The sequence below is a fragment of the Variovorax sp. J2L1-78 genome (genome assembly GCF_030317205.1).
Classification (GTDB): Bacteria; Pseudomonadota; Gammaproteobacteria; order Burkholderiales; family Burkholderiaceae_C; genus Variovorax; species Variovorax arabinosiphilus.
The window spans coordinates 201779-227125 of sequence record NZ_JASZYB010000003.1; the positions used below are offsets into that span (position 1 = coordinate 201779).

Genomic DNA, 25347 nt, shown 5'->3' on the forward strand with positions numbered 1-25347 from the left:
AACGCAGCCCGCCTGCCCCGAGGAGATTCACCATGTTGATAGGCGTACCGGCCGAGACAGCGGCTGGCGAGACCCGAGTGAGCGTGACGCCCGAGACGGCGAAGAAGCTGGTCGCGCAGGGGCATGCGGTGGTGGTGCAGTCAGGGGCGGGGCTGGCCGCCAGCGTCACCGACGCCGCCTACGAGGCGGCAGGCGCCCAGATCACCGACGCTGCGGGCGCCTTCGCCGCCGAGGTCGTGCTCAAGGTGCGCGCACCGTCGGACGCCGAAGCGTCCCTGCTCAAGCCGGGCGCCGTCGTCGTCGGCATGCTCAACCCCTTCGATGCCGCCGGCCTGCAGCGGCTGGCCACGGCCGGTGCCACGGCCTTCGCGCTCGAAGCCGCGCCGCGCACCACCCGTGCCCAGAGCATGGACGTGCTGTCCTCCCAGGCCAACATCGCCGGCTACAAGGCCGTGATGATCGCGGCCGACACCTACCAGCGCTTCTTCCCGATGCTCATGACGGCCGCCGGCACCGTGAAGGCGGCGCGCGTGGTCGTCCTGGGCGTGGGCGTGGCCGGCTTGCAGGCCATCGCCACCGCCAAGCGGCTCGGAGCGGTCATCGAGGCGAGCGACGTCCGCCCGAGCGTCAAGGAACAGGTCGAGTCGCTCGGTGGCAAGTTCATCGAGGTGTCCTACGACACCGACGAGGAAAAGGAAGCGGCCGTGGGCGTGGGCGGCTACGCCAAGCCGATGCCGGCGAGCTGGCTGGCGCGCCAGCAGGCCGAAGTCGCCAAGCGCGTGGCGCAGGCCGACGTGGTCATCAGCACCGCGCTCATCCCCGGCCGCGCCGCGCCCACCCTCGTCACCGAGGCGATGGTCAAGTCGATGAAGCCCGGCTCGGTGATCGTGGACATCGCCGCAGGCAAGGGCCCGGACGGCGTGGGCGGCAACTGCCCGCTCACCGAGACCGACCGCACCGTGGTCAAGCACGGCGTCACCCTGGTGGGCGAGACCAACCTGCCCGCGCAGGTGGCGGCGGATGCTTCGGCGCTCTATGCGCGCAACGTGCTCGACTTCCTCAAGCTCATCCTGCCCAAGGAGGGCGGCCTGAAGATCGATCTGGAGGACGACATCGTCGCCGCCTGCCGCATGACCCAAGACGGTCAAGTCACAAGAAAGTAGGCCATGGATCCCGTCTCCCATACCGTCATCAACCTGATCATCTTCGTGCTGGCCATCTACGTGGGCTACCACGTGGTGTGGACCGTCACGCCCGCGCTGCACACGCCGCTGATGGCGGTGACGAACGCGATCTCCGCCATCGTGATCGTGGGCGCCATGCTCGCCGCCGCGCTCACCGAAACCACGCTGGGCAAGACCATGGGCGTGCTGGCCGTGGCACTGGCGGCGGTCAACGTCTTCGGCGGCTTCCTGGTCACGCGGCGCATGTTGGAGATGTTCAGGAAGAAAGAGAAGAAGGCGCCTGCCAAGGACGCCAAGGCCGAGGGGGCCGCCCCATGAGCATGAACGTCGTCACGCTGCTCTATCTGGTGGCCAGCGTCTGCTTCATCCAGGCCTTGAAGGGCCTGAGCCATCCGACCACCTCGATCCGCGGCAACATGTTCGGCATGGCCGGCATGGCGATCGCGGCTGTCACCACGGCGGCCCTCATCGTCGAGCTGGCGCACGGCAGCGTGCTCGGCCTCGGCTGGGTGTTGCTGGGTCTGCTGGTGGGCGGAACGGCCGGCACCCTCGCCGCGCAGCGCGTCGAGATGACCAAGATGCCCGAGCTGGTCGCCTTCATGCACAGCATGATCGGCCTGGCGGCGGTGTTCATCGCGGTGGCCGCGGTGGCCGAGCCCTGGGCCTTCGGCATCTCGGCGCACGGCGAGCCGATCCCGGGCGGCAACCGCATCGAGCTGGCGCTCGGCGCCTTCATCGGCGCGGTGACCTTCACCGGCTCGATCATCGCGTTCGGCAAGCTCTCGGGCAAATACAAGTTCCGCCTGTTCCAGGGCGCACCGGTCCAGTTCAAGGGCCAGCACATCCTCAACGCGGTGCTCGGTCTGGCGGCGGCCTTCTTCGTGTTCGGCTTCTGGCATTCGCAGAGCTGGATCGACATCGTGCTGGTCATCGCGCTGGGCTTCGCGTTGGGCGTGCTGCTGATCATCCCGATCGGCGGCGCCGACATGCCGGTGGTGGTGTCGATGCTCAACAGCTACTCGGGCTGGGCGGCGGCGGGCATCGGCTTCAGCCTGAACAACGCGATGCTGATCATCGCGGGCTCGCTGGTGGGCAGCTCGGGCGCGATCCTGAGCTACATCATGTGCAAGGCGATGAACCGCTCGTTCTTCAACGTGATCCTGGGTGGCTTCGGAGGCGATGCCACCGCGGCGGCCGCGAGCGGTGCGGTGCAGCGCAGCGTCAAGAGCGGCAGTGCCGACGATGCGGCCTTCGTGCTGAGCAATGCCGAGACGGTCGTCATCGTGCCGGGCTACGGCCTGGCGGTGGCGCGCGCGCAGCATGCGGTCAAGGAGCTTGCGGCCAAGCTCACCGAGAAGGGCATCACGGTCAAGTACGCGATCCACCCGGTGGCCGGCCGCATGCCGGGTCACATGAACGTGCTGCTGGCCGAGGCCGAGGTTCCCTATGACCAGGTCTTCGAGATGGAGGACATCAACGGCGAATTCGGCCAGGCCGACGTGGCGATCATCCTGGGCGCCAACGACGTCGTGAACCCGGCCGCGCACACCAAGGGCAGCCCGATCTACGGCATGCCGATCCTGGAGGCCTACAAGGCCAAGACCGTGATCGTGAACAAGCGCTCCATGGCCGCGGGCTATGCGGGCCTGGACAACGAACTCTTCTACATGGACAAGACCATGATGGTCTTCGGCGACGCCAAGAAGGTGGTCGAGGACATGGGCAAGGCCATCGAGTAGAAGCGCCCCGTGCCCTCAAGAGCGGCCTCGTGCGGCGATGTCGCGCCCCTTTTTTCTGACATGGAGACAAGACCATGACCGATCGCCCCTGGCTCGGCAGCTATCCGCCGGGTGTCCCGGCCGACATCGATCCCTCGCAGTACAGCTCGCTGGTCGGGCTGATGGACGAGAGCTTCACGAAGTATGCCGACCGCACTGCCTACAGCTTCATGGGCAAGGACGTGAGCTACGCCAGCGTCGACCGCCACAGCCGTGCCTTCGCCGGCTACCTGCAGGGACTGGGTCTGGTCAAGGGGGACCGGGTCGCGGTGATGATGCCCAACTGCCCGCAGTACCCGATCGCGGTCGCGGGCATCCTGCGGGCCGGGCTGATCCTGGTCAACGTCAACCCGCTCTACACGCCGCGGGAGCTCGAGCACCAGCTGCAGGACAGTGGCGCGAAGACCATCGTCATCATGGAGAACTTCGCCGCCACGCTGCAGCACTGCCTGGCGTCCACGCCGGTCAAGCACATCGTGCTCGGTGCGATGGGCGATCGCCTGGGCCTGCTCAAGGGCACGCTCGTCAACTACGTGGTGCGCAAGGTCAAGAAGCTGGTGCCGGCCTACGAGTTGCCGCAGGCAGTGCGCTTCAATGCGGCGCTGGGCGAGGGCGCGGCGCGGGGCGTGAAGACGCCGACCATCGGTCCCGATGACGTGGCGGTGCTGCAATACACCGGCGGCACCACCGGCGTGTCGAAGGGCGCGGTGCTGCTGCACCGCAACGTGATCGCCAACGTGCTGCAGTCCGAGGCCTGGAACGACCCGGTGATGCAGAAGGTGCCGGCCGGCGAGCAACCGACCAGCGTGTGCGCGCTGCCGCTGTATCACATCTTCGCCTTCACGGTGAACATGATGCTGGGCCTGCGCACCGGCGGGAAGGTGATCCTCATCCCCAATCCGCGCGACATGGCGGCCACGCTGAAGGAGCTGTCCAAGCACACCTTCCACAGCTTCCCGGCGGTCAACACGCTCTTCAACGGCATCGCCAACCATCCCGACTTCGGCACCGTCAACTGGAAGAACCTGAAGGTCTCGGTGGGTGGCGGCATGGCGGTGCAGGCGGCCGTGGCCAAGCTCTGGCTCGAGAAGACCGGTTGCCCGATCTGCGAAGGCTATGGGCTGTCCGAAACCTCGCCGTCCGTGAGCTGCAACCCGACCACCAGCAAGGCCTACACCGGCACCATCGGCGTGCCGCTGCCGAGCACGTTCATGACCTTGCTCGACGACGCCGGTCAGCCGGTCCCGCCGGGGCAGCCTGGCGAGATCGCGATCAAGGGGCCCCAGGTGATGGCGGGCTACTGGCAGCGGCCCGACGAGACGGCCAAGGTCATGACGGTCGATGGTTGGTTCAAGTCGGGCGACATCGGCGTCGTCGACGAGCGAGGTTTCTTCAAGATCGTCGACCGCAAGAAGGACATGATCCTGGTGTCGGGCTTCAACGTGTACCCGAACGAGATCGAGGACGTGGCCGCCATGATGCCGGGCGTGCTCGAATGCGCTGCGGTCGGCGTGGCCGACGAGAAGACCGGCGAGGCCGTCAAGCTCGTCATCGTCCGGAAGGACCCGGCCCTGACCGAAGCGCAGGTGCGCGATTTCTGCCGCGAGAACCTCACCGGCTACAAGCGGCCGAAGGTGATCGAGTTCCGCACCGACATGCCCAAGACGCCGGTGGGCAAGATCCTGCGACGCGAACTGCGCGACGCGAAGAAGTGAGCGTCGTGGCCGCCGCGCCCATCGCTATCGTTTCAGCGATGCACGAGGAGTTGGCGGCGGTGCTCGACCTCCTGCCCGACGAGCGCAAGGTCGTGGTGGCGGGGCGCGAATTTTGGCAGGGACATCTGCACGGTCACGAGGTCGTCGCGGTGCTGGCGCGCATCGGCAAGGTGGCTGCGGCCACCACGGCCGCGGTGCTGGCCGAGCGCTTCGAGGTCGGCCGCGTTGTCTTCACCGGCGTGGCCGGCGGGCTGGGCCCCGGCGTGCAGGTGGGCGACGTGGTCGTGGCCAGCGAATTCCTGCAGCACGACATGGACGCCTCGCCGATCTTCCCGCGCCACGAGGTGCCGCTCTACGGCCGCAGCCGCTTCGCAGCCGACGCGGACCTGGCAGCGGCGCTGTGCGAAGCCGCGCGCTCGGCGCTGCCGCAGGCGCGGGTGCATCGAGGACTGGTCGTCAGCGGCGATCGCTTCGTCTCCACCACGGCCGAGGCACGCGTGCTGCAGGCCGAGCTGCCCGACGCGCTCGCGGTGGAGATGGAAGGCGCGGCCTTTGCGCAGGTGTGCCACGATTTCGGGCTGCCCTTCGCGGCGGTGCGCACCATCTCCGACCGCGCCGACGACGCCGCGCATGGCGACTTCCTCGAATTCATCCGCACGGTGGCAAGCCCGCATTCGGCTGCGATCGTCGAGACGCTGCTGCGCAATCTTCCCCGGTCCTGATCCGCGCGCTCTTCGCCAGAGATGCCACGGAACCGGCTTTGCCGGGCCGTCGGCATCGCCCCCTTGAGGGGGAGGGCGCCAGCCCTCGGGGGTGGGTCTATTTCAGCCAACCGCGGCGGCGGAAATACCACATGGGGCCCAGCGCGCTCGCGGCCATCAGCACCAGCACATAGATATAGGCGCCGTTGCCCAGCGCCTGCACCTCGGGGATATTCATGTTCATCCCGTAGATGCTGGCAATCAGCGTCGGCGGCAGCAGCGCGACGCTGGCCACCGAGAAGATCTTGATGGTCTTGTTCTGGTTGATGTTGATGAAACCGACGGTCGCATCCATCAGGAAGTTGATCTTGTCGAACAGAAAGGCCGTGTGATTGTCCAGCGACTCGATGTCGCGCAGGATCTGCCGCGCTTCCTCGAACTGCTCGGCGTTCAGCATGCGGCTGCGCATCATGAAGCTGACCGCGCGGCGCGTGTCCATCACGTTGCGGCGGATGCGGCCGTTCAAGTCTTCCTGGCGCGCGATGGCGCCCAGCACCTCGCCGGCCAGCTCGTCGCTGACGTTGCCTTCGAGCACCTTCTTGCCGGCGACCTCGAGCTCGTCGTAGATGTTCTCCAGCGTGTCGGCCGAGTATTCGGCGTCGGCATCGAAGAGCTTGAGCAGCACTTCCTTCGCGTCCTCGATCAGGCCCGGCGCCCGGCGTGCGCGCATGCGCAGCAGGCGGAACACCGGCACGTCTTCGTCGTGGATCGAGAACAGCACGCCGCGGCTGCGCAGCTCGGCGTTGTGCTGGTTCAGGATGAAGGCGACGCGCACCGAACGCGGGTTCTCGTCGTCGTCGATCAGGAAGTCGCTGCGGATGTGCAGTTCGCCGTTGTCTTCCTCGTAGAAGCGGGCGGACTCCTCGATGTCCTCGTCCATCGCATCCTCGGGGATGGACAGGCCGTAGTACTGCTTGATCCAGCGCTTTTCCTCGACCGTCGGCGATTCGAGGTCGACCCAGATGGGCTGGAACTGGGATAGCTCTTCGAGGGCCTCGATTTCTTCCTGAACGAGGCGCCCGTTGGCGAGCGAGAAGATGTTGAGCATGGCTCACTCCCGGGGAGATGGGGTCTTGCGGTTGGCGGCGGAAGGTGGCGCTTTCAAGACCCTCGCCAACGACGCTCAGAAGGGAGTTGAAAGCTGCCGAGACGGATAGCTGTCCATGCGAAATCTCCGGGGTTGCAGCGAGGCGCGATTATGGCACTGCAGCATGTTGTGATCGGCTATGCGGCTGGATGGGCATCCAGTACAGTGCAGCCTCCGATGCCGACGCCCGACACCGTTTCCCTGCCGCCCCCGGCCTCTGCCCAGAGCACCCAGACCGAGCGCCTAGCCGCCGCGCTGGCCACGCTCAACGACGCGCAGCGCGCCGCGGTCGAGCATGGCGTCGGCGCGGCGCTCGGCGACGTGCGGCCGCTGCTGGTCATCGCCGGCGCCGGTTCGGGCAAGACCAGCACGCTGGCGCACCGTGTCGCCAACCTCATCGCGCAAGGGGCGGACCCGCAGCGCATCCTGCTGCTCACCTTCTCGCGCCGCGCCGCCCAGGAGATGGCGCGTCGCGCCGGGCAGGTCGCCGCGCAGGTGCTCGGCCTGCGCTCGGAGGCCGCGCCGGCCTTGCCCTGGGCCGGCACCTTCCACGGCGTCGGGGCGCGGCTGTTGCGCGAGTACGCCGCGCAGATCGGGCTCGACGAGAACTTCACCATCCACGACCGCGGCGACGCCGAGGACCTGATGGGGCTGGTGCGCCACGAGCTCGGCTTCTCCGCGACGACGAAGCGCTTTCCGCGCAAGGGAACCTGCGTGTCGATCTACTCGCGCACCGTCAACACCTGCGCGCCGCTGGTCGAGGTGCTGGCGCAGGCCTTCCCCTGGTGCGCCGAATGGGAAAGCGAGCTCAAGCGCTTGTTCGCGGGCTATGTAGAGGCCAAGCAGCAACAGCACGTGCTCGACTACGACGACCTGCTGCTCTACTGGGCCGGCATGGTGGCCGAGCCCGCGCTGGCGGCGCATCTGGGCGCACGCTTCGACCACGTGCTGGTCGACGAGTACCAGGACACCAACCGGCTGCAGGCTGCGATCCTGCTGGCGCTCAAGCCCGACGGTCGCGGGCTCACGGTGGTGGGTGACGACGCGCAGTCGATCTATTCCTTCCGCGGCGCCACGGTGCGCAACATCCTCGACTTCCCGGCGCAGTTCGCCGAGCCGGCGCGCGTCGTCGCGCTCGAGCGCAACTACCGTTCCACCCAGCCGATCCTCGACGTCTCGAACGCGGTCATCGCCGCTGCCGCCGAGCGGCACGCCAAGACGCTCTGGACCGACAAGCCTTCCGCCGGCCGGCCGCAACTGGTGCTGGTGCCCGACGAGGCGCAGCAGGCGCAGTGGGTGGCCGACCGGGTGCTGGCGCACCGTGAAGGCGGGCTGGCGCTGAAGTCGCAGGCGGTGCTGTTCCGCACCTCGTACCACAGCGCCGCGCTCGAACTCGAGCTGGCGCGCCGCAACATCCCCTTCGTCAAGTACGGCGGCCTCAAGTTCCTCGAGGCCTCGCACGTCAAGGACCTGCTCGCCGTGCTGCGCTTCGCGCAGAACCCGCGCGGGCGCATGGCCGGTTTCCGCGTGACGCAGCTCATCCCGGGCATCGGCCCGGCCACGGCGACGCGGCTGCTCGATGCGATGGACACGGCCGCCGACCCGACCGCGGCGGTGCAGGACTTCGTGCCGCCGGCGTCGGCGCAGGTCGAGTGGGGGTGCTTTGCCGACACCTATGCCGCGCTGCGTGCGCCGACGCTCGAATGGCCCGCCGACATGGGGCTGGCCCTCGACTGGTACCTCCCGCACCTGGAGCGGCTGCACGACGACGCGGGCGTTCGCCGCGGCGACGTCGAGCAGCTCGCCCGACTGGCCGCCGGTTACGCCTCGCGCGAGCGCTTCCTGACCGAACTCACGCTCGACCCGCCCGAAGCGACCAGCGACCGCGCCGGCCCGCCCTTGCTCGACGAGGACTACCTCATCCTCTCGACCATCCATTCGGCCAAGGGACAGGAATGGACCTCGGTCCATGTGCTGAACGTGGTCGACGGCTGCCTGCCGGCCGACGTGGCCCAGGGCGCGCAGGAACTGGAAGAGGAGCGCCGCCTGCTCTACGTCGCCATGACGCGCGCCAAGGACCATCTGCACCTGCTGGTGCCGCAGCGTTTCTACGTGACGCAGCAGTCGGCTCGCGGCGACCGGCACCTGTACGCCGGACGGAGCCGCTTCATCACCGAAGCGGATGCTGCCCGCTTCGAGCGCTGCACCTGGCCGCCGCCCCCGGTCCAGGCGCCGCACGTGCCGGCACCGGCCGCGGCCATCGACCTGCTGGCGCGGATGCGCGCGGCCTGGCGCTGATCGTCACTTTCGTGGTGACATGCCGGGGTCGGCAGGAGGGCTGCTCGACAGGCAGCCTTTGGTGCTCATGCGCCTCGAACCAGTGACGGTGCCTGAAGCCGGCGCTATGCAATTGGTAGCTGAACGGAGGTGGTGCCGAAAGAAGTGGAAGCGGATGTGACAGGGGCATTGCAATACCGCGGTGCCTTGGGCATAGTGAACCGACCTTCTCTTCTGTCTCGTTCTCTCCGCTTCAACCCCCCGCACCGAATCTCGCCGCTCACGCCCCAATTCCGGAGCGCTGGGCATTTTCCCAACCGTCAATCTGGAGGTCATTCATGAATTTGACGATCAGCGGTCATCACCTCGACGTTTCGCCTGCCCTGCGCAGCTACGTCACCACCAAGTTGGACCGGATCACCCGGCACTTCGATCAGGTGGTCGATGTCAAGGTGATTCTTACGGTGGAAAAGCAGAAGGAGAAGGAGGGCCGCCAGAAGGCGGAATGCAACATCCACGTGAAGGGCAGCGACATGTTCGCGGAATCCAGCCACGCTGATCTCTATGCCGCCGTCGACGAACTGGTCGACAAGCTCGACCGCCAGGTGGTGCGCCACAAGGACCGCCTGCAGGACCACCACCACGCGGCCCCCAAGCGCCTGATGTGACCCTGTTCGGGCAAACACTCTTGCGGGCCACCTCCGGGTGGCCCTTTGCTTTTTGCGGTGCGGGTGCATAATCGCCCCCGCTCCGCCCCCACACATGAATCGCCTCGCGTCCATCCTGCCGCCCGCTCAAGTCCTCGTGAGCGTCGACGCCACCAGCAAGAAACGTGCTTTCGAGGAAGCCGGCTTGCTGTTCGAAAACCTGCACGGCCTGGGTCGCGCGCTCATCACCGACAGCCTGTTCGCGCGCGAACGGCTGGGCTCGACCGGTCTGGGCCACGGCGTGGCCATCCCGCACGGCCGCATCAAGGGGCTGAAGTCGCCGATGGCCGCGGTGTTCCAGCTCGCGCAGGCGATCGGCTTCGACGCGCCGGACGAGCAGCCCGTCGTGCTGCTGATCTTCCTCTTGGTGCCCGAAGCCGCCACGCAGAAGCACCTGGAAATCCTGTCGGAAATCGCCGAGCTGCTGAGCGACGCCGGCCTGCGCGAGCAGATCAAGTCGAGCACCGACGCGGGCGCGCTGCACGCCCTCATCGCCGGCTGGCAATCCGCCCAGATCGCCTGATCCTCGCCGTGGGCTGCGCATGAAGCCGACGGTCATCAGCGCGGACGCGATGTTCGAGGAGTTCCGCGCCTCGCTGCGCTGGGAGTGGCTGGCCGGGCTCGGCGCCTCCGAGCGGCAGTTCGACGCCGAGGTCATCAGCCAGGCGCAATCGGCCGCCGACCTGGTCGGTTACCTCAATTACATCCACCCGTACCGCGTCCAGATCCTGGGGGCGCGCGAGATCGCCTACCTCACGCGGGGAACCGCCGAAGACTGCGCGCGCCGCATCGCCCGCATCGTCACGCTCGAGCCACCGATGCTGGTGCTGGCGGACGGGCAGGCCGCGCCGGACGAACTGCTCTCGATCTGCGAGCGGGCGCAGTTGCCCCTCTTCGCCACACGCGACGGCTCGGCCTACGTCATCGACCTGCTGCGCGCCTACCTGTCGAAGCACTTCGCCGAGCGCACCTCGATGCACGGCGTGTTCATGGACATCCTGGGCCTGGGCGTGATGATCACCGGCGAGTCCGGGCTGGGCAAGAGCGAGCTGGGCCTGGAGTTGATTTCACGCGGCAACGGCCTGGTGGCCGACGATGCGGTCGACCTCTTTCGCATCAACCAGAACACCATCGAGGGCAAGTGCCCCGAGCTGCTGCAAAACCTGCTGGAGGTGCGCGGCATCGGCCTGCTCGACATCCGCGCCATCTTCGGCGAGACGGCGGTGCGCCGGAAGATGCGCCTGAAGCTGATCGTGCACCTGGTGCGCCGCGATAGTTTCGAGCGCGACTACGAGCGCATGCCCGCGGCGCCGTTGACTCAGGACGTGCTGGGCATCCCGGTGCGCAAGGTGATCATCCAGGTGGTGGCGGGCCGCAACATCGCGGTGCTGGTCGAGGCGGCGGTGCGCAACTCCATCCTGCAGCTGCGCGGCATCGACACGTACGCCGACTTCGTGGCGCGGCACCACAAGGCGATGGAAGCCGGCGGTACCGACTGAGCTTCGGTCAGCGAGTCAGCGACGGGCGGCGCAGTCGCCGCAGAGGCCGTACAGCGACATGGCGTGGTCCTGCAGGATCCAGCCCTTGTCCTTGGCGATCATCTGCTGGCGGCGTTCGATCTCGGCGTCGTAGAACTCCTCGACCTTGCCGCACGAGGTGCAGATCAGGTGGTCGTGGTGCGTGCCTTCGTTGAGTTCGTAGACGGCCTTGCCGCTCTCGAAATGGCTGCGCTCCAGGATGCCGGCCTGCTCGAACTGGGTGAGCACGCGGTACACGGTGGCCAGGCCGATGTCGGAATGCTCGTTGAGCAGCACCCGGAACACGTCTTCGGCGGTCATGTGGCGCTGGCCGCCGGCCTGGAAGATCTCGAGGATCTTCAGCCGAGGCAGCGTGGCCTTGAGGCCGGTGTTCTTGAGTTCGTCGATGTTGCCCATGGTCTTTCCTGCGCCAGCCGTGTGGACGGCCTGCCCGAAAAAGGGCTGCCGCTACAATGGGTCGATCATATCGCTCCCTCTTTTTCCGATGCTTGCCAATCCCAAAACGCGCCTGTGGTTGCTGGCGGCCGCCCTTCTCGCGAGCCTGTCACTCGGCGCCTGCGGCGGCATGACCGATCGCACCCGCAGCATGCTGTACGCCGTGACGCCCTACAAGGTCGAGGTGGTGCAGGGCAACTTCGTCTCCAAGGAACAGGTCGACGCGCTCAAGCCCGGCATGTCGCGCCAGCAGGCGCGCGAGATCCTCGGCACCTCCCTGCTGACCGACGTGTTCCACGCCGACCGCTGGGACTACGTGTTCACCATCCGTCGCCAGGGCGTCGAAGAACAGCAACGTCGCCTGACGCTGTTCTTCAAGGGCGAAGTGCTCGAGCGATTCGTCGGCGACGAGATGCCCAGCGAGAAGGATTTCGTGGCCGGGCTGGACGCTCGCCGCTTCAGCGGCAAGGTGCCTGAGCTGGAAGCGTCCGAGGACCAGCTGAAGAAATTCGATCCGCCCAAGAAGGAAGCGACCGCCGGTGCCCCGGCGGTGCCGCTGCCTCCGCTGCCGCCAAGCTACCCGCCGCTCGAACCCACGCGCTGAGCGTGGCCGCCGTTCGGCGGCGTCGAGCGTTTCTCCCCTCCGAAGGCTGAATCCGCGTGACCGAACCCATTTCCTCCCCCTCCGCGGCCGTGCGCCGCATCGCCGTCGCCGGGGCTTCCGGCCGCATGGGCCGCATGCTCGTCGAAGCGGTGCGCAACGCCGACGACCTCCGGCTGGCCGGGGCGCTCGACGTGCCCGGCAGCGCGGCCGTCGGCACCGACGCGGCGGCATTCCTCGGCTTCACGAGCGGGGTTGCCATCGCCTCCGACCTGCGCGCGGGCCTGAAGGACGCGCAGGTGCTGATCGACTTCACCCGCCCCGAAGGCACGCTGGCGCACTTGGCGGTCTGCCGCGAACTGGGCGTGCAGGCCGTCATCGGCACCACGGGCTTCAGCGACGCCGAAAAGGCCGAGATCGCCACGATCGCTAAGGACATCGCGATCGTCATGGCGCCCAACATGAGCGTCGGCGTCAACGTCACCTTCAAGCTGCTGGAGATGGCGGCCAAGGCGCTGTCGACCGGCTACGACATCGAGATCATCGAGGCGCACCACCGCCACAAGGTCGACGCGCCCTCGGGCACCGCGCTGAAGATGGGCGAGGTCATCGCCGACGCACTCGGCCGCGACCTGAAGGAATGCGCCGTGTACGCCCGCGAGGGCATCACCGGCGAGCGCGACCCGTCGACCATCGGCTTCTCGGCCATCCGCGGCGGCGACATCGTTGGCGACCACACCGTGCTCTTCGCCGGCACCGGCGAGCGCATCGAGATCACGCACAAGTCGGCCAGCCGCACGACGTACGCACAGGGCAGCCTGCGCGCGGCGCGCTTCCTGGCCACGCAGAAGACCGGGCTCTTCGACATGTTCGACGTGCTCGGCCTGCGCTGAAGCCGCCTCGCCCATGAACGTCCTCCAGCTGCTGGCCCAGGGCGATGGCGTCAGCCGCAGCGTGGCGGCCCTCTTGCTCCTGATGTCGGTGGCGAGCTGGATCGCGATCCTGCTCAAGGCCTGGCTGCTGCGCGGCGGCACGCGCGCGGTGCTGCGCAGCATCGCCGCGTTCTGGCAGGCACCGTCGATCACCGAGGCCGAGCAGGGCCTGCGCGCCTTCGACGGCCCGCGGCTGGTGCTGCCGGCGGTCGTCGCGCTCAAGGCCCTGGCCGCGGACCCCGGCGGCGCCACGCTCGGCCACGCGGGTGACCGCAACCAGCGCCTCACGCGCACGCTGCGCGATGCACTGCACGCGGCGCTGCGGCGCCTGCAGTCGGGCCAGATCCTGCTGGCGACCATCGGCGCGACCGCGCCCTTCGTCGGCCTGCTCGGCACGGTGTGGGGCATCCATGGCGCGCTCGCGGGCATCGCCGGCGAGGCGGGCGGCTTCACCATCGACAAGGTGGCAGGGCCGGTCGGCGAAGCGCTCATCATGACGGCCTTCGGCCTGGCGGTCGCGATCCCGGCGGTGCTGGGCTACAACGTGTTCGGCCGGATCATCGGTCGCATCGAGGTCGAGCTCGAAGGCTTCGCGCACGACCTGCTGGCCGTCTTCGGCGAAGCGCCCGCTGCGGCGCTGCCGCCGGCGCGGCCCCTGCCGGTCTGAAGGCCTTCGCGCCATGAGCTTCGGCCGCACTTCGCTCGGGTCCGGCGCCAGCGGCAGCCGCGCGACCGGCGGCGGTGGCCAGCGGCCGATGTCCGACATCAACGTGACGCCGCTGGTCGACGTGATGCTGGTGCTGCTGGTGATCTTCATCATCACCGCGCCGCTGATGGCGAGTTCGATCCGCCTGGACCTGCCGCGCACCGACGCCGGCAAGACCGGCGACGTGCCGAAGTCCGTCAGCGTGGCGGTCGACGCGAAGGGCCAGGTCTTCGTGAACGACCAGCCCGTGACCGAGGCCGAATTGGCGGCGCGCCTGACCAGCGCCGCCGCGGCCAGCCGCGACACCGAGGTGCAGCTGCGCGCCGATCAGACCGTGCCCTACGGCCGCATCGTCGCGCTGATGGGCATCGCCAACAAGGCCGGGCTCAGCCGCATCGGTTTCGTGACCGAAGCCCCCGCACCGACGCGTTAGCCCAGCGCCACTGGCTTCGTGTGCCAAATCTGGTGCGCGTACTCGGCGATGGTGCGGTCCGACGAGAAGGCGCCCATGCCGGCCACGTTCAGGATCGCCATGCGCGTCCAGGCGTCGGCATCGCGGTACAGCGCATCGACGCGCGCCTGCGTGGCGACGTAGCTCGCGTAGTCGGCCAGCAGCAGGTACTGGTCGCCCCAGTTCACCAGCGTGTCGAAGATGCCCTGGTAGCGCGCCGGCTCGCCCGGCGAGAAGACGCCGTCGCGGATCGCGTCGAGCACGCGCTGCAGTTCCAGGTTCGATTCGTAGAAGGTGCGGGGCTGGTAGCCGCTGGCGCGGATGTCGGCCACCTGCGGCGTGGTGTTGCCGAAGATGAAGATGTTGTCGTCGCCGACGTTGTCCTTCATCTCGACGTTGGCGCCGTCCAGCGTGCCGATGGTGAGCGCGCCGTTGAGCGCGAACTTCATGTTGCCGGTGCCCGAGGCCTCGGTGCCGGCGGTGGAGATCTGTTCGCTCAGGTCGGCCGCCGGCATGATGATCTCGGCCAGGCTCACGCTGTAGTTCGGCAGGAAGACGACCTTCAGCAGCTTGCCCACGCGCGGGTCGTTGTTGACGACCGCGGCCACGTCGTTGATCAGGCGGATCACCAGCTTGGCCGCGTGGTACGCCGACGCGGCCTTGCCGGCGAACACCACCACGCGCGGCACCAGGTCGCTGGCCTGGCCGGCCTCGTGCGCTGCGACGATGCGCTGGTAGCGCGACACCACGTGCAGCACGTTGAGCAGCTGGCGCTTGTACTCGTGGATGCGCTTGACCTGCACGTCGAACATCGCGTCCGTGTCGACCACGATCCCCATGTGCTGCTCGATCCAGTTGGCCAGGCGCAGCTTGTTCTCGCGCTTGGCATGGCGGAAGGCACGCACGAAGGGCGCCTGCTGCGCCATCGGGCGCAGCGCCTCCAGCTGCGTCAGGTCGCGACGCCAGCCCCGGCCGATGCGCTGGTCGAGCAGCGAAGCCAGCGGCGGGTTGGCCTGCGCCAGCCAGCGCCGCGGCGTGACGCCGTTGGTCTTGTTGTTGAAGCGCTCCGGAAAGATCTTGTTGAAGTCCGCGAAGATCGACTGCTTCATCAGCTCCGAATGCAGCCCCGACACGCCGTTGATCGAGTGGCTCGCCAGCACCGCCACGTAGGCCATGCGCACCCGGCGTTCGCCGGTCTCGTCGATCAGCGACAGGCGGCGCAGCAGTTCGACATCGTGGCCCAGCTTCTGCGTCACCGTCGCCAGGAAGCGCGAGTTCATCTCGTACAGGATCTGCAGGTGGCGCGGCAGGATGCGGCCCATCATCTCGACCGGCCAGGTCTCCAGCGCCTCGTGCATCAGCGTGTGGTTGGTGTAGCTGAAGACCTTCTGCGTGTGCGCCCAGGCGCTGTCCCAGCCGAGGCCGTGCTCGTCGAGCAGCAGTCGCATCAGCTCGGGCACAGCCAGCACCGGGTGCGTGTCGTTCAGGTGGATGCTGACCTTCTCGGGCAGCTTGTCGAAGGTGGTGTGGGTGCGCAGGTAGCGGCGCAGCAGGTCCTGCACGCTGGCGCTGACGAAGAAGTACTCCTGGTGCAGGCGCAGCTCGCGACCCGAGGCGGTCGAGTCGTCGGGGTAGAGCACGCGCGAGACGTTCTCCGAGTGGTTCTTGCTCTCCACCGCCTGCATGTAGTTGCCGCGGTTGAAGGCCGACAGGTCGATCTCCTCGGTGGCCCGGGCCGACCACAGCCGCAGCGTGTTGGTGGCCTGCGTGCCGTAGCCGGGGATGATGGTGTCGTAGGCCACGGCCAGCACGTCGTGCGTGTCGACCCAGTCGGCGGCGCCACCGGCGGTGGCCTCCTCGCGGCGCTGCACGTGGCCGCCGAAGCGCACGCGGTAGGTCACCTCGGGCCGCTGGAATTCCCAGGGATTGCCGCGCGTGAGCCAGTAGTCGGGCGTCTCGACCTGCTGGCCATCCACGATCTTCTGGCGGAACATGCCGTACTCGTAGCGGATGCCATAGCCGAAGCCCGGCACGCCCAGCGTCGCCATCGAGTCGAGGAAGCAGGCGGCCAGCCGGCCGAGGCCGCCGTTGCCCAGCGCGGCGTCGGGCTCGCGCTCGGCGATGGCCGCGATGTCGACGCCGAAGTCGGCCAGCGCCTGCTTCACGATGTCCTGCAGCTCGAGGGCCAGCAGGGCGTTGGTGAAGGTGCGGCCGATGAGGAATTCCATCGACAGGTAGTACACGCGCTTGAGGTCCTGCGCGTAGCTGGCCCGGGTGGTGGCCATCCAGCGCTCGACCAGCTGGTCGCGCACGGCCAGGGCGGTGGCGTTGAGCCAGTCGTCGGGGCTGGCGGCGACCGGGTCCTTGCCGACGGCGTAGATCAGCTTGTTGGCCACCGCGCGCTTGAACGCGGCCACGTCGCGGTCGGGATGGTCGTAGGCGAATTCTTCGATCGTCATGGTGGTGGAGGGGTTGAAGTGAAAGGGGTTCGTCAGGCGAGCGATTGCTCGTACACGCCGATGTACCGTGCCGCGGCGGCCTGCCAGTCGGCCGGCCGCCGCATCGCGGTGCCGCGGACGCGGCGCCAGTCGGCGGGGCGGCGGTACAGCGCGAAGGCGCGTCGCAGTGCGCGGCCGTAGCCGTCGGCATCGAAGCCGTCGAACACGAAGCCGGTGGCGTGGCCGTCGGCGATGTCTTCCAGCGTGCAGTCGACCACCGTGTCGGCCAGCCCGCCCACGCGGTGCACCAGGGGCAGGCTACCGTATTTCAGGCCGTACATCTGTGTCAGTCCGCAGGGCTCGAACATCGAGGGCACCAGGGTCACGTCGCCGGCGCCGAAGAGCCGGTGGGCGAAGCGCTCGTTGTAACCGATGGTGGCGTGGACCGACTGCGGTGCCGCGGCGGCGCGGTCGCGGAACGCGTCTTCGAGCCAGCGCTCGCCGTTGCCCAGCAGCGCCAGCTGGCCGCCTTGCGCGATCAGTGCGTCGAGCCCGTCCAGCACCAGGTGCTGGCCCTTCTGCTCGGTCAGCCGGCTCACCATCACGAAGAGCGGCGCGTCCGGGTCGATGGCCAGGCCGAGTTCCTGCTGCAGGCCGGCCTTGCACAGCGCCTTGCCGCCGGGCCGGCGCACGTCGTAGGGATGGGGCAGCAGGGGGTCGGTGCCCGGGTCCCAGACGGCGTCGTCGACCGCGTTCAGGATGCCGGTGAGCACGCCGCTGCGGCCGCGCAGCAGGCCGTCGAGGCCGCAGCCCTGTTCCGGTGTCTGGATCTCCCGCGCGTAGGTGGGACTCACGGTGGTGAGGCGGTCCGAGAAGTAGAGGCCGGCCTTCATGAACGACAGCTGGCCGTGGTATTCGAGCCCGTTCACGTCGAAGGCCGCGGGCGGCAGGCCGAGCCCGGCGAAATCCGAGGGCGGGAACACGCCCTGGTAGGCCAGGTTGTGCACGGTGAAGACGCTGCCGACGCGCGGCCCGCCCGCGGCGGCGTCGAAGGACAGGTAGGCCGGTGCCAGGCCGGCATGCCAGTCGTGCGCATGCACCACGTCGGGTTGCCAGCTCGGGTCGAGGCCGCGGGCCAGGCGGGCGGCGGCCCATCCGAGCAGCGCGAAGCGACGCGCGTTGTCGGCGTAGGGCTGGCGCGATGCATCTTCATAGGGCGTGCCGGGTCGGTCGTACAGCGCCGGGGCGTCGAGCACGTAGGCCGTGATCGGCGCGCCGCCCGGCGCGGCAATGCGCCCGGCGCGCAGCCGGGCGCGCTGGCCCCACGGTGCCTCGACGTCGGCCACGTCGGTGGTGTCGGTCAACCCGGCCAGGATGGACGGGAAACCGGGCAGCAGCACCCGCACATCCTGACCGGCGGCCGCTAGGGCGAGCGGCAGCGCCCCGGCGACATCCGCCAGCCCGCCGGTCTTGAGAAGGGGAAAGAACTCGGCGCTGACCTGGAGGACGCGCATCAGGGCGTTGGCGTCTCGAGGCGCTGGAGCATCTCGCGCGTGATCAGCACCACGCCGGCGTCGGTGCGTTCGAAGCGCGCCGCATCGGCCGCTGGGTCGTCGCCGACCACCATGCCCGCGGGGATGACGCAACCGCGGTCGACCACCACCTTCGCCAGCCGGGCGCCGCGGCCGACCTCGACATCGGGCAGCAGCACCGCCTCTTTCACGTCGCAGAAGGAATGGATGCGCACATTGGAGAACAGGACCGAATCCTTCACCTGCGAGCCCGAGACGATGCAGCCCCCCGATACGATGGTGTTGACCGTCATGCCGTGGTTGCCGTCGATGTCGAGCACGAACTTGGCCGGGGGCAGTTGCCGCTGGTAGGTCCAGATGGGCCAGTCGGTGTCATAGATGTCGAGCTCGGGGGTGATGGACGCCAGATCGAGGTTGGCCGCCCAGAATGCATCAATCGTGCCCACGTCGCGCCAGTACACCGGCGCATGGGGCCCGCGCGCGCCGCGCGTCACGCACGACAGGCTGAACGGATGGGCCTGCGCCCGGCCCTGCACCACGGCGCGCGGGATGACGTCCTTGCCGAAGTCGTGGCTCGAGGCGGGGTTGGCGTTGTCTTCCTCGAGCAGCTGGTAGAGGTAGGCAGCGTCGAAGACGTAGATGCCCATGCTGGCCAGCGCGATGTCGGGCTTGCCGGGCATCGCGGGCGGGTCGGCGGGCTTCTCGAGGAAGTCGGTGATGGTTCGGTCTTCGTTGACCGCCATCACGCCGAAGGCGGTGGCTTCCATGCGCGGCACCTCGATGCAGCCGACCGTGCAGGCGCGGCCGCTTTTCACATGGTCCATCAGCATGACCGAATAGTCCATCTTGTAGATGTGGTCGCCGGCCAGCACCACAACGTAGTCGTGCTTGGTCGAGCGTGTCTGCAGGATGTCGAGGTTCTGGTAGATCGCATCGGCCGTGCCGCGGTACCAGTGCTCGTCGCCCGTGCGCTGCTGGGCCGGCAGCACGTCGACCATCTCGTTGAGCTCGGCGCGCAGGAAGCTCCAGCCGCGCTGCAGGTGGCGCATGAGCGAATGCGACTTGTACTGCGTGACCACCGCCATGCGCCGGATGCCGGAGTTCAGGCAGTTCGACAGGGCGAAGTCGATGATGCGGAACTTGCCGCCGAAGTACACCGCCGGCTTGGCGCGCCGGTCGGTGAGTTGCTTCAGGCGCGAGCCCCGGCCGCCGGCCAGCACCACGGCGATGGTGCGGCGAACCAGTTGATGGGCCTGCAGGGACCGGGTCGTTGCGTCGTCGGACATGTCTCTTGTCTCGCTTTCGTGGTTCGTCAACTCAGCGTAGCACCGGGATCGCCGCCGCGCACCCTGTGCGCCAGCCACAGCGATCCCGGCTGCAGTCGTTCCGTGGCCGCCATCGGCCGCTCCGGCGCGCCATCGTCGTCGCTCGCCAGCCGGCGCGTCCAGCGGCCGGGCGGCAGGGTGAAGTCGACGGCGTCGGTGCCGGCATGGACCAGCACGAGCCATGCCACCTCGGTCGGCGGCGCGTCGAACAGCACCATCAGCGCCCCGCGGTCGTCGCGCTCCCAGTTCGCCGGTGCCATGTCGCTGCCCTCGGGGCACAGCCACCGCAGCCCGGGGCGGGCCGGGTGGGTGTCGCCCGGCCACCAGTGGGCGCTGCGCAGCGGCGCGGCCTCGCGGCGCAGGGCCAGCAGGTGCGCGACATAGCGTTGCAGCCCGGCATCGGCATGGTCCCAGTCGAGCCAGGTCGTCGGGTTGTCCTGGCAGTAGGCGTTGTTGTTGCCCTGCTGGGTGTGGCCGATCTCGTCACCGGCCAGCAGCATCGGCGTGCCCTGTGACAGCAGCAAGGCGGCAAGCAGCGCCCGCTGCATGCGGGCCCGCTGTTCCAGCACCGCAGGGTCGTCGGTCTCGCCTTCGACGCCGCAGTTGCGGCTGAGGTTGTTGCCGCTGCCGTCGCGGTTGCCTTCGCCGTTGGCCCCGTTGTGCCGTTCGTTGTAGCTGACCAGGTCGCGCAGGGTGAAGCCGTCGTGCGCGGTGATGAAGTTGACGCTGGCGGTGGGGGCTCGCCCGCCATGCCGGAACTGCCCGCTCGACGCGGTGAAGCGGTGGGCGAAGTCGCCCAGGCCGGCGCCATGGCGCAGCCAGACGCTGCGCTGGGTGTCGCGAAAGCGGTCGTTCCATTCGAGCCAGCCCGACGGAAATTCGCCGACGCGGTAGCCGCCGGGGCCGATGTCCCAGGGTTCGGCGATCAGCAGCGCGCGCGACAGCACCGGGTCTTGCGCGACGGCGGCCAGGAAGGGGGCGCGCGCATCGAACGCGCCACCTTCGCGGCGCGCCAGCACCGTCGCCAGATCGAAGCGGAAGCCGTCGGCGCCGAGTTCGGTCACCCAGTGGCGCAGGCTGTCGGTGGCGAGCTGCACCACGCGCGGCTCGGCAAAATTCAGGCAGTTGCCGCAGCCGGTCCAGTTCTCGTAGCGCGCGCGGTCGTCCGGGCGCAGGTGGTAGTAGAGGGCGTTGTCGATGCCGCGCATCGACAGTGTGGGGCCGAACTCGTCGGTCTCGGCGCTGTGGTTGTAGACCACGTCGATCACCAGTTCCATGCCGCGGGCATGGATCGCGTCGGCCATCGCGCGGAACTCGCTGGCGGGCGTGGTGCCGGGCCGGCCGCTCCAGTAGCGCGCCTCGGGCGCGAACCAGCCGATGGTGGTGTAGCCCCAGTAGTTGCTGAGCCCCATTTTCAGCAGCCGCTCCTCGTCGGCGCGGTGCTGCACCGGCATCAGGCTCAGGGTGGTCACGCCGAGCTGCTGCAGGTGGTCGAGCACGGCGGGTTCGGCCAGGCCGGCGTAGGTGCCCTGCAATGCAGGCGCGACGCCCGGGTGCCGGCGCGTCTGGCCGCGCACGTGCAGCTCGTAGATCACGCGCTCGGCGGCCGCCACCCGGGGGCGCGCCACGGTCGACACGCCCAGGTCGGCGGCGACGCGGGCCTTGAGCGCGACCGTGGCGTTGTCGCGGGTGTCCCGCTGCGAGGGGGCGCCCGGCAGGTGACCGAGGAACAGGTCGCTGCCGTCGTAGTGGCCGACGATCTCGCGGGCATAGGGGTCGAGCAGGATCTTGGCCGGGTTGAAGCGCTGGCCGTCGTGCGGCGCCCAGGGGCCGTGAACGCGGTAGCCGTAGACCAGGCCGGCCGCAGCGCCGGGGAATCGGCCGTGCCAGACACCGTCAGTGCAGGCGGGCAGCGGCAGCCGCTGCTGCTCGCTGTGGCCGGCCTGGTCGAACAGGCAAAGCTCCACCCGGCTGGCGTGCGGTGCGGCGAGGGCGAAGTTGATGCCGCGGGCGTCGGGGGTTGCGCCCAGGGGGTAGGGGAGGCCAGGGGTCAGCATTTTTTGTTGTTCAGTTCAAGCGGGTGAGATGGCGTTTGCGGCGTTCGCCCGGCAGGCGGTGCGGGCCGATCGACCCCGGTGCGCCGGCCCTTCGGGCTGCCTTGCGGTGCTCGCCTTTCGCGGGGTCTCGCTCGAACTCGCTTCGCTCAGACATTCGCGAGCCCTGATCCGCGAAAGGCTGCGCTCCTCAGCGGCACACAGGGGATCGCCCGGCCCGCACCGCCTGCCGGGCTTGGTGGGCGCGCGACGATTGCGCTCGCCGAGAAGGATGCACAACGATCGTGTCCACGTCGGTGGGCGGTCGGCCTGTGGGCGGCTGTCCGGCTGCGGCGAGCACCGCAGCGAAAGGCGGATCAGGGCCGCGCGTGTTTGAGCGAAGCGAGTTTGCGCGGACCCCGCCTTTGGCGAGGAGCAGCAGCGAAGTCCGAAGGACCGCAGTCGTCTGCCGTCCACAGGCCTACCGCCCGCCGACGCCCCCGGAACCATCGCCAAAACACTGACAACGTATCGCTTCATCCGTCTCCCAGAAGACGTTTTCATTGTGCATTCGAAATTCGCCCCCAAGCCCCCGCGCCGCCCCGGCCCGCCGCAGCCGCGATAATCCGCGTTCCCCCGGCCGACCGAGCGCCGGGGCCGTTGCCAAAGCCTCATGAACCCCAGCTACCAACCCGCCGACGTCGAGTCCGCCGCCCAGGCCCACTGGACCGCGTCCGACGCCTATCGTGTCATCGAAAACGCGCGTGACGCGCGGGGCAATCCCAAGAAGAAGTACTACGCCTGCTCGATGCTGCCGTACCCCAGCGGCAAGCTGCACATGGGCCACGTGCGCAACTACACCATCAACGACATGCTCACGCGCTACCTGCGCATGTCGGGCTACAACGTGCTCATGCCCATGGGCTGGGACGCCTTCGGCCTGCCGGCCGAGAACGCGGCGCTGAAGAACGGCGTGCCGCCGGCCAAGTGGACCTACGAGAACATCGACTACATGCGCGGCCAGCTCCAGGCCATGGGCCTGGCGATCGACTGGAGCCGCGAGGTCGCCACCTGCGACCCGGCCTACTACAAGTGGAACCAGTGGCTGTTCTTGAAGATGCTCGAGAAGGGCATCGCCTACCGCAAGACCCAGGTCGTCAACTGGGACCCGGTCGACATGACGGTGCTGGCCAACGAGCAGGTGATCGACGGCAAGGGCTGGCGCACCGGCGCCACGGTCGAGCGTCGCGAGATCCCCGGCTACTACCTCAAGATCAGCGACTACGCCCCCGAACTACTCGAACACACCCAGCACAAGCTGCCGGGCTGGCCCGAGCGCGTCAAGCTGATGCAGGAGAACTGGATCGGCAAGAGCGAAGGCGTGCGCTTCGCCTTCACGCACGACATCCGCGGCGACGACGGCCAGGCGATCCAGGACGGCCGCCTGTACGTCTTCACGACGCGCGCCGACACCATCATGGGTGTGACCTTCTGTGCCGTGGCGCCCGAGCATCCGCTGGCGCTGCACGCCGCCAAGCGCGATCCGAAGGTCGCCGCCTTCATCGCCGAAGCCAAGGCCGGCGGCACCACCGAAGCCGAGCTCGCCACGCAGGAGAAGAAGGGCGTGCCGACCGGCCTGACGGTGACCCACCCGATCACCGACGAGCCCGTGCCGGTCTGGGTCGGCAACTACGTGTTGATGAGCTACGGCGACGGCGCGGTGATGGGCGTGCCCGCGCACGACGAGCGCGACTTCGCCTTCGCGAACAAGTACGGCATCGAGATCATCCAGGTGGTGCTGGTCGACGGCGAGCCGCACTTCGACTACCACCGCTGGCAGGACTGGTACGCCGACAAGACGCGCGGCGTGACCATCAATTCCGACAACTTCAGCGGCATGTCCTTCAAGGAGGCGGTGGCCGCCGTGGCGCACGCGCTGGCGCAGAAGGGCCTGGGCGAACTCAAGACCACCTGGCGCCTGCGCGACTGGGGCGTGAGCCGCCAGCGCTACTGGGGCACGCCGATCCCGATCATCCATTGCGACGAGCACGGCGCGGTGCCGGTGCCGGAGAAGGACCTGCCGGTCGTGCTGCCGACCGACTGCGTGCCCGACGGCTCGGGCAACCCGCTGATCAAGCACGAAGGCTTCCACGCCGGCGTCGTCTGCCCGGTGTGCGGCAAGCCTGCGCGCCGCGAGACGGACACGATGGACACCTTCGTCGATTCGTCCTGGTACTTCATGCGCTACTGCGACCCCAAGAACGACCAGGCCATGGTCGGTGAGGGCGCGAAGTACTGGATGCCGATGGACCAGTACATCGGCGGCATCGAGCACGCCATCCTGCACCTGCTGTATGCGCGCTTCTGGACCAAGGTCATGCGTGATCTCGGCCTGGTGAGTTGCGACGAGCCCTTCGCCAAGCTGCTCACGCAGGGCATGGTGCTCAACCACATCTACTACCGCCGTGGGGCGTCGGGCGGCAAGGACTACTTCCCGCCGCTCGAAGTCACGCCGGTGCTCGATGCGCAGGGCCGCATCGTCGGCGGCACGCTGGCCGACGGTTCGTCGGTCGAGTACGGCGGCGTCGGCAAGATGGGCAAGAGCGAGCGCAACGGCGTCGACCCGCAGGACCTGATCGAGAAGTACGGCGCCGACACCGCGCGCCTGTACACCATGTTCACCGCGCCGCCCGAAGCCACGCTGGAATGGAACGACGCGGCGGTCGAAGGCAGCTCGCGCTTCCTGCGCCGCGTGTGGAACTTCGGCGTGGCGCTGCAGGCGGCGCCGACGGCCGGTGCCGCCACCGAATTCGGCAAGGACGCCAAGGCGCTGCGCCGCGAGGTGCACACCGTGCTGCGCCAGGTCGACTACGACTACCAGCGCATGCAATACAACACGGTGGTGTCGGGCGCGATGAAGCTGCTCAACGCCCTGGAAGGTTTCAAGCCCACCGGCACGCCCGGCGATGCCGCCGCGCTGCGCGAGGGTTTCGGCATCCTGCTGCGCGTGCTGTACCCGGCCACGCCGCACATCGCGCAACAGCTCTGGTCGCAGCTGGGCTATGTCGAGGCGTTCGGCGAATTGCTCGACGCGCCCTGGCCGGCGGTCGACACCGACGCCCTGGTGCAGGACGAGATCGAACTCATGCTGCAGATCAACGGCAAGCTGCGCGGCAAGGTGGTGGTGCCGGCCGGCGCGTCGAAGGACGAGATCGAGGCGCTCGCGCTGGCGTGCGACGACTTCGTGCTGCATGCGCAGGGCGCCGCGCCCAAGCGTGTGATCGTGGTGCCGGGCCGGCTCGTCAACGTGGTGATCTGAGCGAATGAACAACCCAACAACTGCTTCCCGCCGCCGCTTCCTCGCCGCCGGTTCCGCGCTGGCCGGCCTGGCCGTCCTCGCCGGTTGCGGCTTCGAGTTGCGCAAGGCCCCGACCTTCGCCTTCAAGAGCCTGTCGCTACCGGGCCGCTCGGCCTTCACCGTCTACCTGCGCCGCAACATCGCCGCGGCGGGCACGGTGGAACTCGTGCCGCCCGAGCGTGCCAAGGACGCCGAAGCGGTGCTCGACATCCTCGGCGAGAACCGGGAGCGCGTCGTGCTGTCGACCAACGCCGCCGGCGAGGTGCGCGAGCTGGAACTGCGCCTGACGGTGCGCTTCCGCCTGCGCACCCAGGCCGGCAAGGAATTGCTGGTCGCGGACATCTCGCAGAAGCGCGACCTGACCTACAGCGAAACCAACGCGCTCGCCAAGGAAGGCGAAGCCGAACTGCTCTACCGCGACATGCAGAACGACGTGGCGCAGCAGATGCTGCGGCGCATCGCGGCGGTCAAGGAACTCTAGGCGCACGC

21 protein-coding genes are annotated in these 25347 nt (G+C 68.5%); 15 read left to right on the plus strand and 6 right to left on the minus strand.

Features of this window, described 5'->3' with window-relative positions; translation table 11 throughout:
• Positions 1-32: 32 nt before the first annotated feature.
• The 5 genes from QTH86_RS19450 (at position 33) to QTH86_RS19470 (ending at position 5399) form a co-directional block, all read left to right on the plus strand.
• Positions 33-1163, plus strand: a complete 1131-nt coding sequence (locus tag QTH86_RS19450; protein WP_286647880.1) for a Re/Si-specific NAD(P)(+) transhydrogenase subunit alpha — start codon at positions 33-35, stop codon at positions 1161-1163.
• 3 nt (positions 1164-1166) lie between these two features.
• A complete protein-coding gene (locus tag QTH86_RS19455; RefSeq protein WP_286647881.1) occupies positions 1167-1502 on the plus strand; it encodes an NAD(P) transhydrogenase subunit alpha part 2 in 336 nt (111 codons plus the stop codon).
• On the plus strand, positions 1499-2923 hold the full coding sequence (locus QTH86_RS19460) for an NAD(P)(+) transhydrogenase (Re/Si-specific) subunit beta (protein WP_286647882.1): 1425 nt from the start codon (positions 1499-1501) through the stop codon (positions 2921-2923). The genes QTH86_RS19455 and QTH86_RS19460 overlap by 4 nt, the downstream gene beginning before the upstream one ends.
• A gap of 74 nt (positions 2924-2997) precedes the next feature.
• A complete protein-coding gene (locus QTH86_RS19465; RefSeq protein WP_286647883.1) occupies positions 2998-4677 on the plus strand; it encodes a long-chain-fatty-acid--CoA ligase in 1680 nt (559 codons plus the stop codon).
• A 38-nt stretch (positions 4678-4715) separates the two neighbouring features.
• Positions 4716-5399 carry a 5'-methylthioadenosine/adenosylhomocysteine nucleosidase gene (locus QTH86_RS19470; RefSeq protein WP_444814038.1) on the plus strand — a complete coding sequence of 228 codons (684 nt, stop codon included), beginning with the start codon at positions 4716-4718 and terminating at the stop codon, positions 5397-5399.
• A gap of 97 nt (positions 5400-5496) precedes the next feature.
• On the opposite strand, the gene QTH86_RS19475 is transcribed toward QTH86_RS19470, so the two are convergent.
• Complete coding sequence (locus tag QTH86_RS19475) at positions 5497-6486, minus strand: magnesium and cobalt transport protein CorA (RefSeq protein WP_286647885.1); 990 nt, start codon at positions 6484-6486, stop codon at positions 5497-5499.
• Positions 6487-6702: 216 nt separating this feature from the next.
• Between QTH86_RS19475 and QTH86_RS19480 the strand changes: the two genes are divergently transcribed.
• The 4 genes from QTH86_RS19480 (at position 6703) to hprK (ending at position 11008) form a co-directional block, all read left to right on the plus strand.
• Complete coding sequence (locus QTH86_RS19480; protein ID WP_286647886.1) at positions 6703-8823, plus strand: ATP-dependent helicase; 2121 nt, start codon at positions 6703-6705, stop codon at positions 8821-8823.
• Positions 8824-9140: 317 nt separating this feature from the next.
• A complete protein-coding gene (gene hpf, locus QTH86_RS19485) occupies positions 9141-9470 on the plus strand; it encodes a ribosome hibernation-promoting factor, HPF/YfiA family (protein WP_262077167.1) in 330 nt (109 codons plus the stop codon).
• 94 nt (positions 9471-9564) lie between these two features.
• Positions 9565-10032, plus strand: a complete 468-nt coding sequence (locus QTH86_RS19490) for a PTS sugar transporter subunit IIA (protein WP_286647887.1) — start codon at positions 9565-9567, stop codon at positions 10030-10032.
• A 19-nt stretch (positions 10033-10051) separates the two neighbouring features.
• Positions 10052-11008 (plus strand): HPr(Ser) kinase/phosphatase, encoded by a 957-nt coding sequence (gene hprK, locus QTH86_RS19495; RefSeq protein WP_286647888.1) that lies wholly within the window; start codon positions 10052-10054, stop codon positions 11006-11008.
• Between the two features lie 15 nt (positions 11009-11023).
• On the opposite strand, the gene fur is transcribed toward hprK, so the two are convergent.
• On the minus strand, positions 11024-11443 hold the full coding sequence (gene fur / locus QTH86_RS19500; RefSeq protein ID WP_286647889.1) for a ferric iron uptake transcriptional regulator: 420 nt from the start codon (positions 11441-11443) through the stop codon (positions 11024-11026).
• Positions 11444-11531: 88 nt separating this feature from the next.
• Here fur and QTH86_RS19505 point away from each other — a divergent pair, with 88 nt between their 5' ends.
• The 4 genes from QTH86_RS19505 (at position 11532) to QTH86_RS19520 (ending at position 14154) form a co-directional block, all read left to right on the plus strand.
• Entirely contained in the window at positions 11532-12086 is a 555-nt protein-coding gene (locus tag QTH86_RS19505; protein WP_286647890.1) for an outer membrane protein assembly factor BamE, read from the plus strand.
• Between the two features lie 89 nt (positions 12087-12175).
• On the plus strand, positions 12176-12976 hold the full coding sequence (dapB, locus tag QTH86_RS19510) for a 4-hydroxy-tetrahydrodipicolinate reductase (protein WP_444814039.1): 801 nt from the start codon (positions 12176-12178) through the stop codon (positions 12974-12976).
• 13 nt (positions 12977-12989) lie between these two features.
• Positions 12990-13682, plus strand: a complete 693-nt coding sequence (locus QTH86_RS19515; RefSeq protein ID WP_286647892.1) for a MotA/TolQ/ExbB proton channel family protein — start codon at positions 12990-12992, stop codon at positions 13680-13682.
• Between the two features lie 13 nt (positions 13683-13695).
• On the plus strand, positions 13696-14154 hold the full coding sequence (locus QTH86_RS19520) for an ExbD/TolR family protein (RefSeq protein ID WP_286647893.1): 459 nt from the start codon (positions 13696-13698) through the stop codon (positions 14152-14154).
• On the opposite strand, the gene QTH86_RS19525 is transcribed toward QTH86_RS19520, so the two are convergent.
• Genes QTH86_RS19525 through glgX form a run of 4 tightly spaced genes read right to left on the minus strand, consistent with a single transcriptional unit; the run spans position 14151 to position 21524 of the window.
• Entirely contained in the window at positions 14151-16631 is a 2481-nt protein-coding gene (locus QTH86_RS19525; protein ID WP_286647894.1) for a glycogen/starch/alpha-glucan phosphorylase, read from the minus strand. The genes QTH86_RS19520 and QTH86_RS19525 overlap by 4 nt on opposite strands.
• Positions 16632-16663: 32 nt before the next feature.
• On the minus strand, positions 16664-18124 hold the full coding sequence (gene glgA, locus QTH86_RS19530; RefSeq protein WP_286647895.1) for a glycogen synthase GlgA: 1461 nt from the start codon (positions 18122-18124) through the stop codon (positions 16664-16666).
• Positions 18124-19428 carry a glucose-1-phosphate adenylyltransferase gene (glgC, locus tag QTH86_RS19535; protein ID WP_286647896.1) on the minus strand — a complete coding sequence of 435 codons (1305 nt, stop codon included), beginning with the start codon at positions 19426-19428 and terminating at the stop codon, positions 18124-18126. Before glgC ends, glgA begins: the two co-directional genes overlap by 1 nt.
• Positions 19429-19454: 26 nt before the next feature.
• A complete protein-coding gene (gene glgX, locus QTH86_RS19540; protein WP_286647897.1) occupies positions 19455-21524 on the minus strand; it encodes a glycogen debranching protein GlgX in 2070 nt (689 codons plus the stop codon).
• A 649-nt stretch (positions 21525-22173) separates the two neighbouring features.
• On the opposite strand from glgX, the gene leuS reads away from it, so the two are divergent.
• Together leuS and QTH86_RS19550 are read left to right on the plus strand one after the other, a co-directional pair.
• Positions 22174-24819, plus strand: a complete 2646-nt coding sequence (gene leuS / locus QTH86_RS19545) for a leucine--tRNA ligase (protein WP_286647898.1) — start codon at positions 22174-22176, stop codon at positions 24817-24819.
• Between the two features lie 4 nt (positions 24820-24823).
• Positions 24824-25339 (plus strand): LPS-assembly lipoprotein LptE, encoded by a 516-nt coding sequence (locus QTH86_RS19550; RefSeq protein ID WP_286647899.1) that lies wholly within the window; start codon positions 24824-24826, stop codon positions 25337-25339.
• The last annotated feature ends 8 nt before the right edge of the window (positions 25340-25347 follow it).

Excerpts from the sequence above, each read along its gene's own strand:
- QTH86_RS19505 (WP_286647890.1), top strand. The coding sequence starts at position 11,532 with ATGCTTGCCAATCCCAAAACGCGCCTGTGGTTGCTGGCGGCCGCCCTT.
- leuS (WP_286647898.1), top strand. The coding sequence starts at position 22,174 with ATGAACCCCAGCTACCAACCCGCCGACGTCGAGTCCGCCGCCCAGGCC.
- QTH86_RS19460 (WP_286647882.1), top strand. The coding sequence starts at position 1,499 with ATGAGCATGAACGTCGTCACGCTGCTCTATCTGGTGGCCAGCGTCTGC.
- QTH86_RS19490 (WP_286647887.1), top strand. The coding sequence starts at position 9,565 with ATGAATCGCCTCGCGTCCATCCTGCCGCCCGCTCAAGTCCTCGTGAGC.
- QTH86_RS19470 (WP_444814038.1), top strand. The coding sequence starts at position 4,716 with ATGCACGAGGAGTTGGCGGCGGTGCTCGACCTCCTGCCCGACGAGCGC.
- QTH86_RS19515 (WP_286647892.1), top strand. The coding sequence starts at position 12,990 with ATGAACGTCCTCCAGCTGCTGGCCCAGGGCGATGGCGTCAGCCGCAGC.
- QTH86_RS19550 (WP_286647899.1), top strand. The coding sequence starts at position 24,824 with ATGAACAACCCAACAACTGCTTCCCGCCGCCGCTTCCTCGCCGCCGGT.
- QTH86_RS19450 (WP_286647880.1), top strand. The coding sequence starts at position 33 with ATGTTGATAGGCGTACCGGCCGAGACAGCGGCTGGCGAGACCCGAGTG.
- QTH86_RS19525 (WP_286647894.1), bottom strand. The coding sequence starts at position 16,631 with ATGACGATCGAAGAATTCGCCTACGACCATCCCGACCGCGACGTGGCC.
- glgC (WP_286647896.1), bottom strand. The coding sequence starts at position 19,428 with ATGTCCGACGACGCAACGACCCGGTCCCTGCAGGCCCATCAACTGGTT.
- QTH86_RS19520 (WP_286647893.1), top strand. The coding sequence starts at position 13,696 with ATGAGCTTCGGCCGCACTTCGCTCGGGTCCGGCGCCAGCGGCAGCCGC.
- QTH86_RS19455 (WP_286647881.1), top strand. The coding sequence starts at position 1,167 with ATGGATCCCGTCTCCCATACCGTCATCAACCTGATCATCTTCGTGCTG.
- QTH86_RS19480 (WP_286647886.1), top strand. The coding sequence starts at position 6,703 with ATGCCGACGCCCGACACCGTTTCCCTGCCGCCCCCGGCCTCTGCCCAG.
- glgX (WP_286647897.1), bottom strand. The coding sequence starts at position 21,524 with ATGCTGACCCCTGGCCTCCCCTACCCCCTGGGCGCAACCCCCGACGCC.
- fur (WP_286647889.1), bottom strand. The coding sequence starts at position 11,443 with ATGGGCAACATCGACGAACTCAAGAACACCGGCCTCAAGGCCACGCTG.
- QTH86_RS19465 (WP_286647883.1), top strand. The coding sequence starts at position 2,998 with ATGACCGATCGCCCCTGGCTCGGCAGCTATCCGCCGGGTGTCCCGGCC.
- hpf (WP_262077167.1), top strand. The coding sequence starts at position 9,141 with ATGAATTTGACGATCAGCGGTCATCACCTCGACGTTTCGCCTGCCCTG.
- QTH86_RS19475 (WP_286647885.1), bottom strand. The coding sequence starts at position 6,486 with ATGCTCAACATCTTCTCGCTCGCCAACGGGCGCCTCGTTCAGGAAGAA.
- hprK (WP_286647888.1), top strand. The coding sequence starts at position 10,052 with ATGAAGCCGACGGTCATCAGCGCGGACGCGATGTTCGAGGAGTTCCGC.
- glgA (WP_286647895.1), bottom strand. The coding sequence starts at position 18,124 with ATGCGCGTCCTCCAGGTCAGCGCCGAGTTCTTTCCCCTTCTCAAGACC.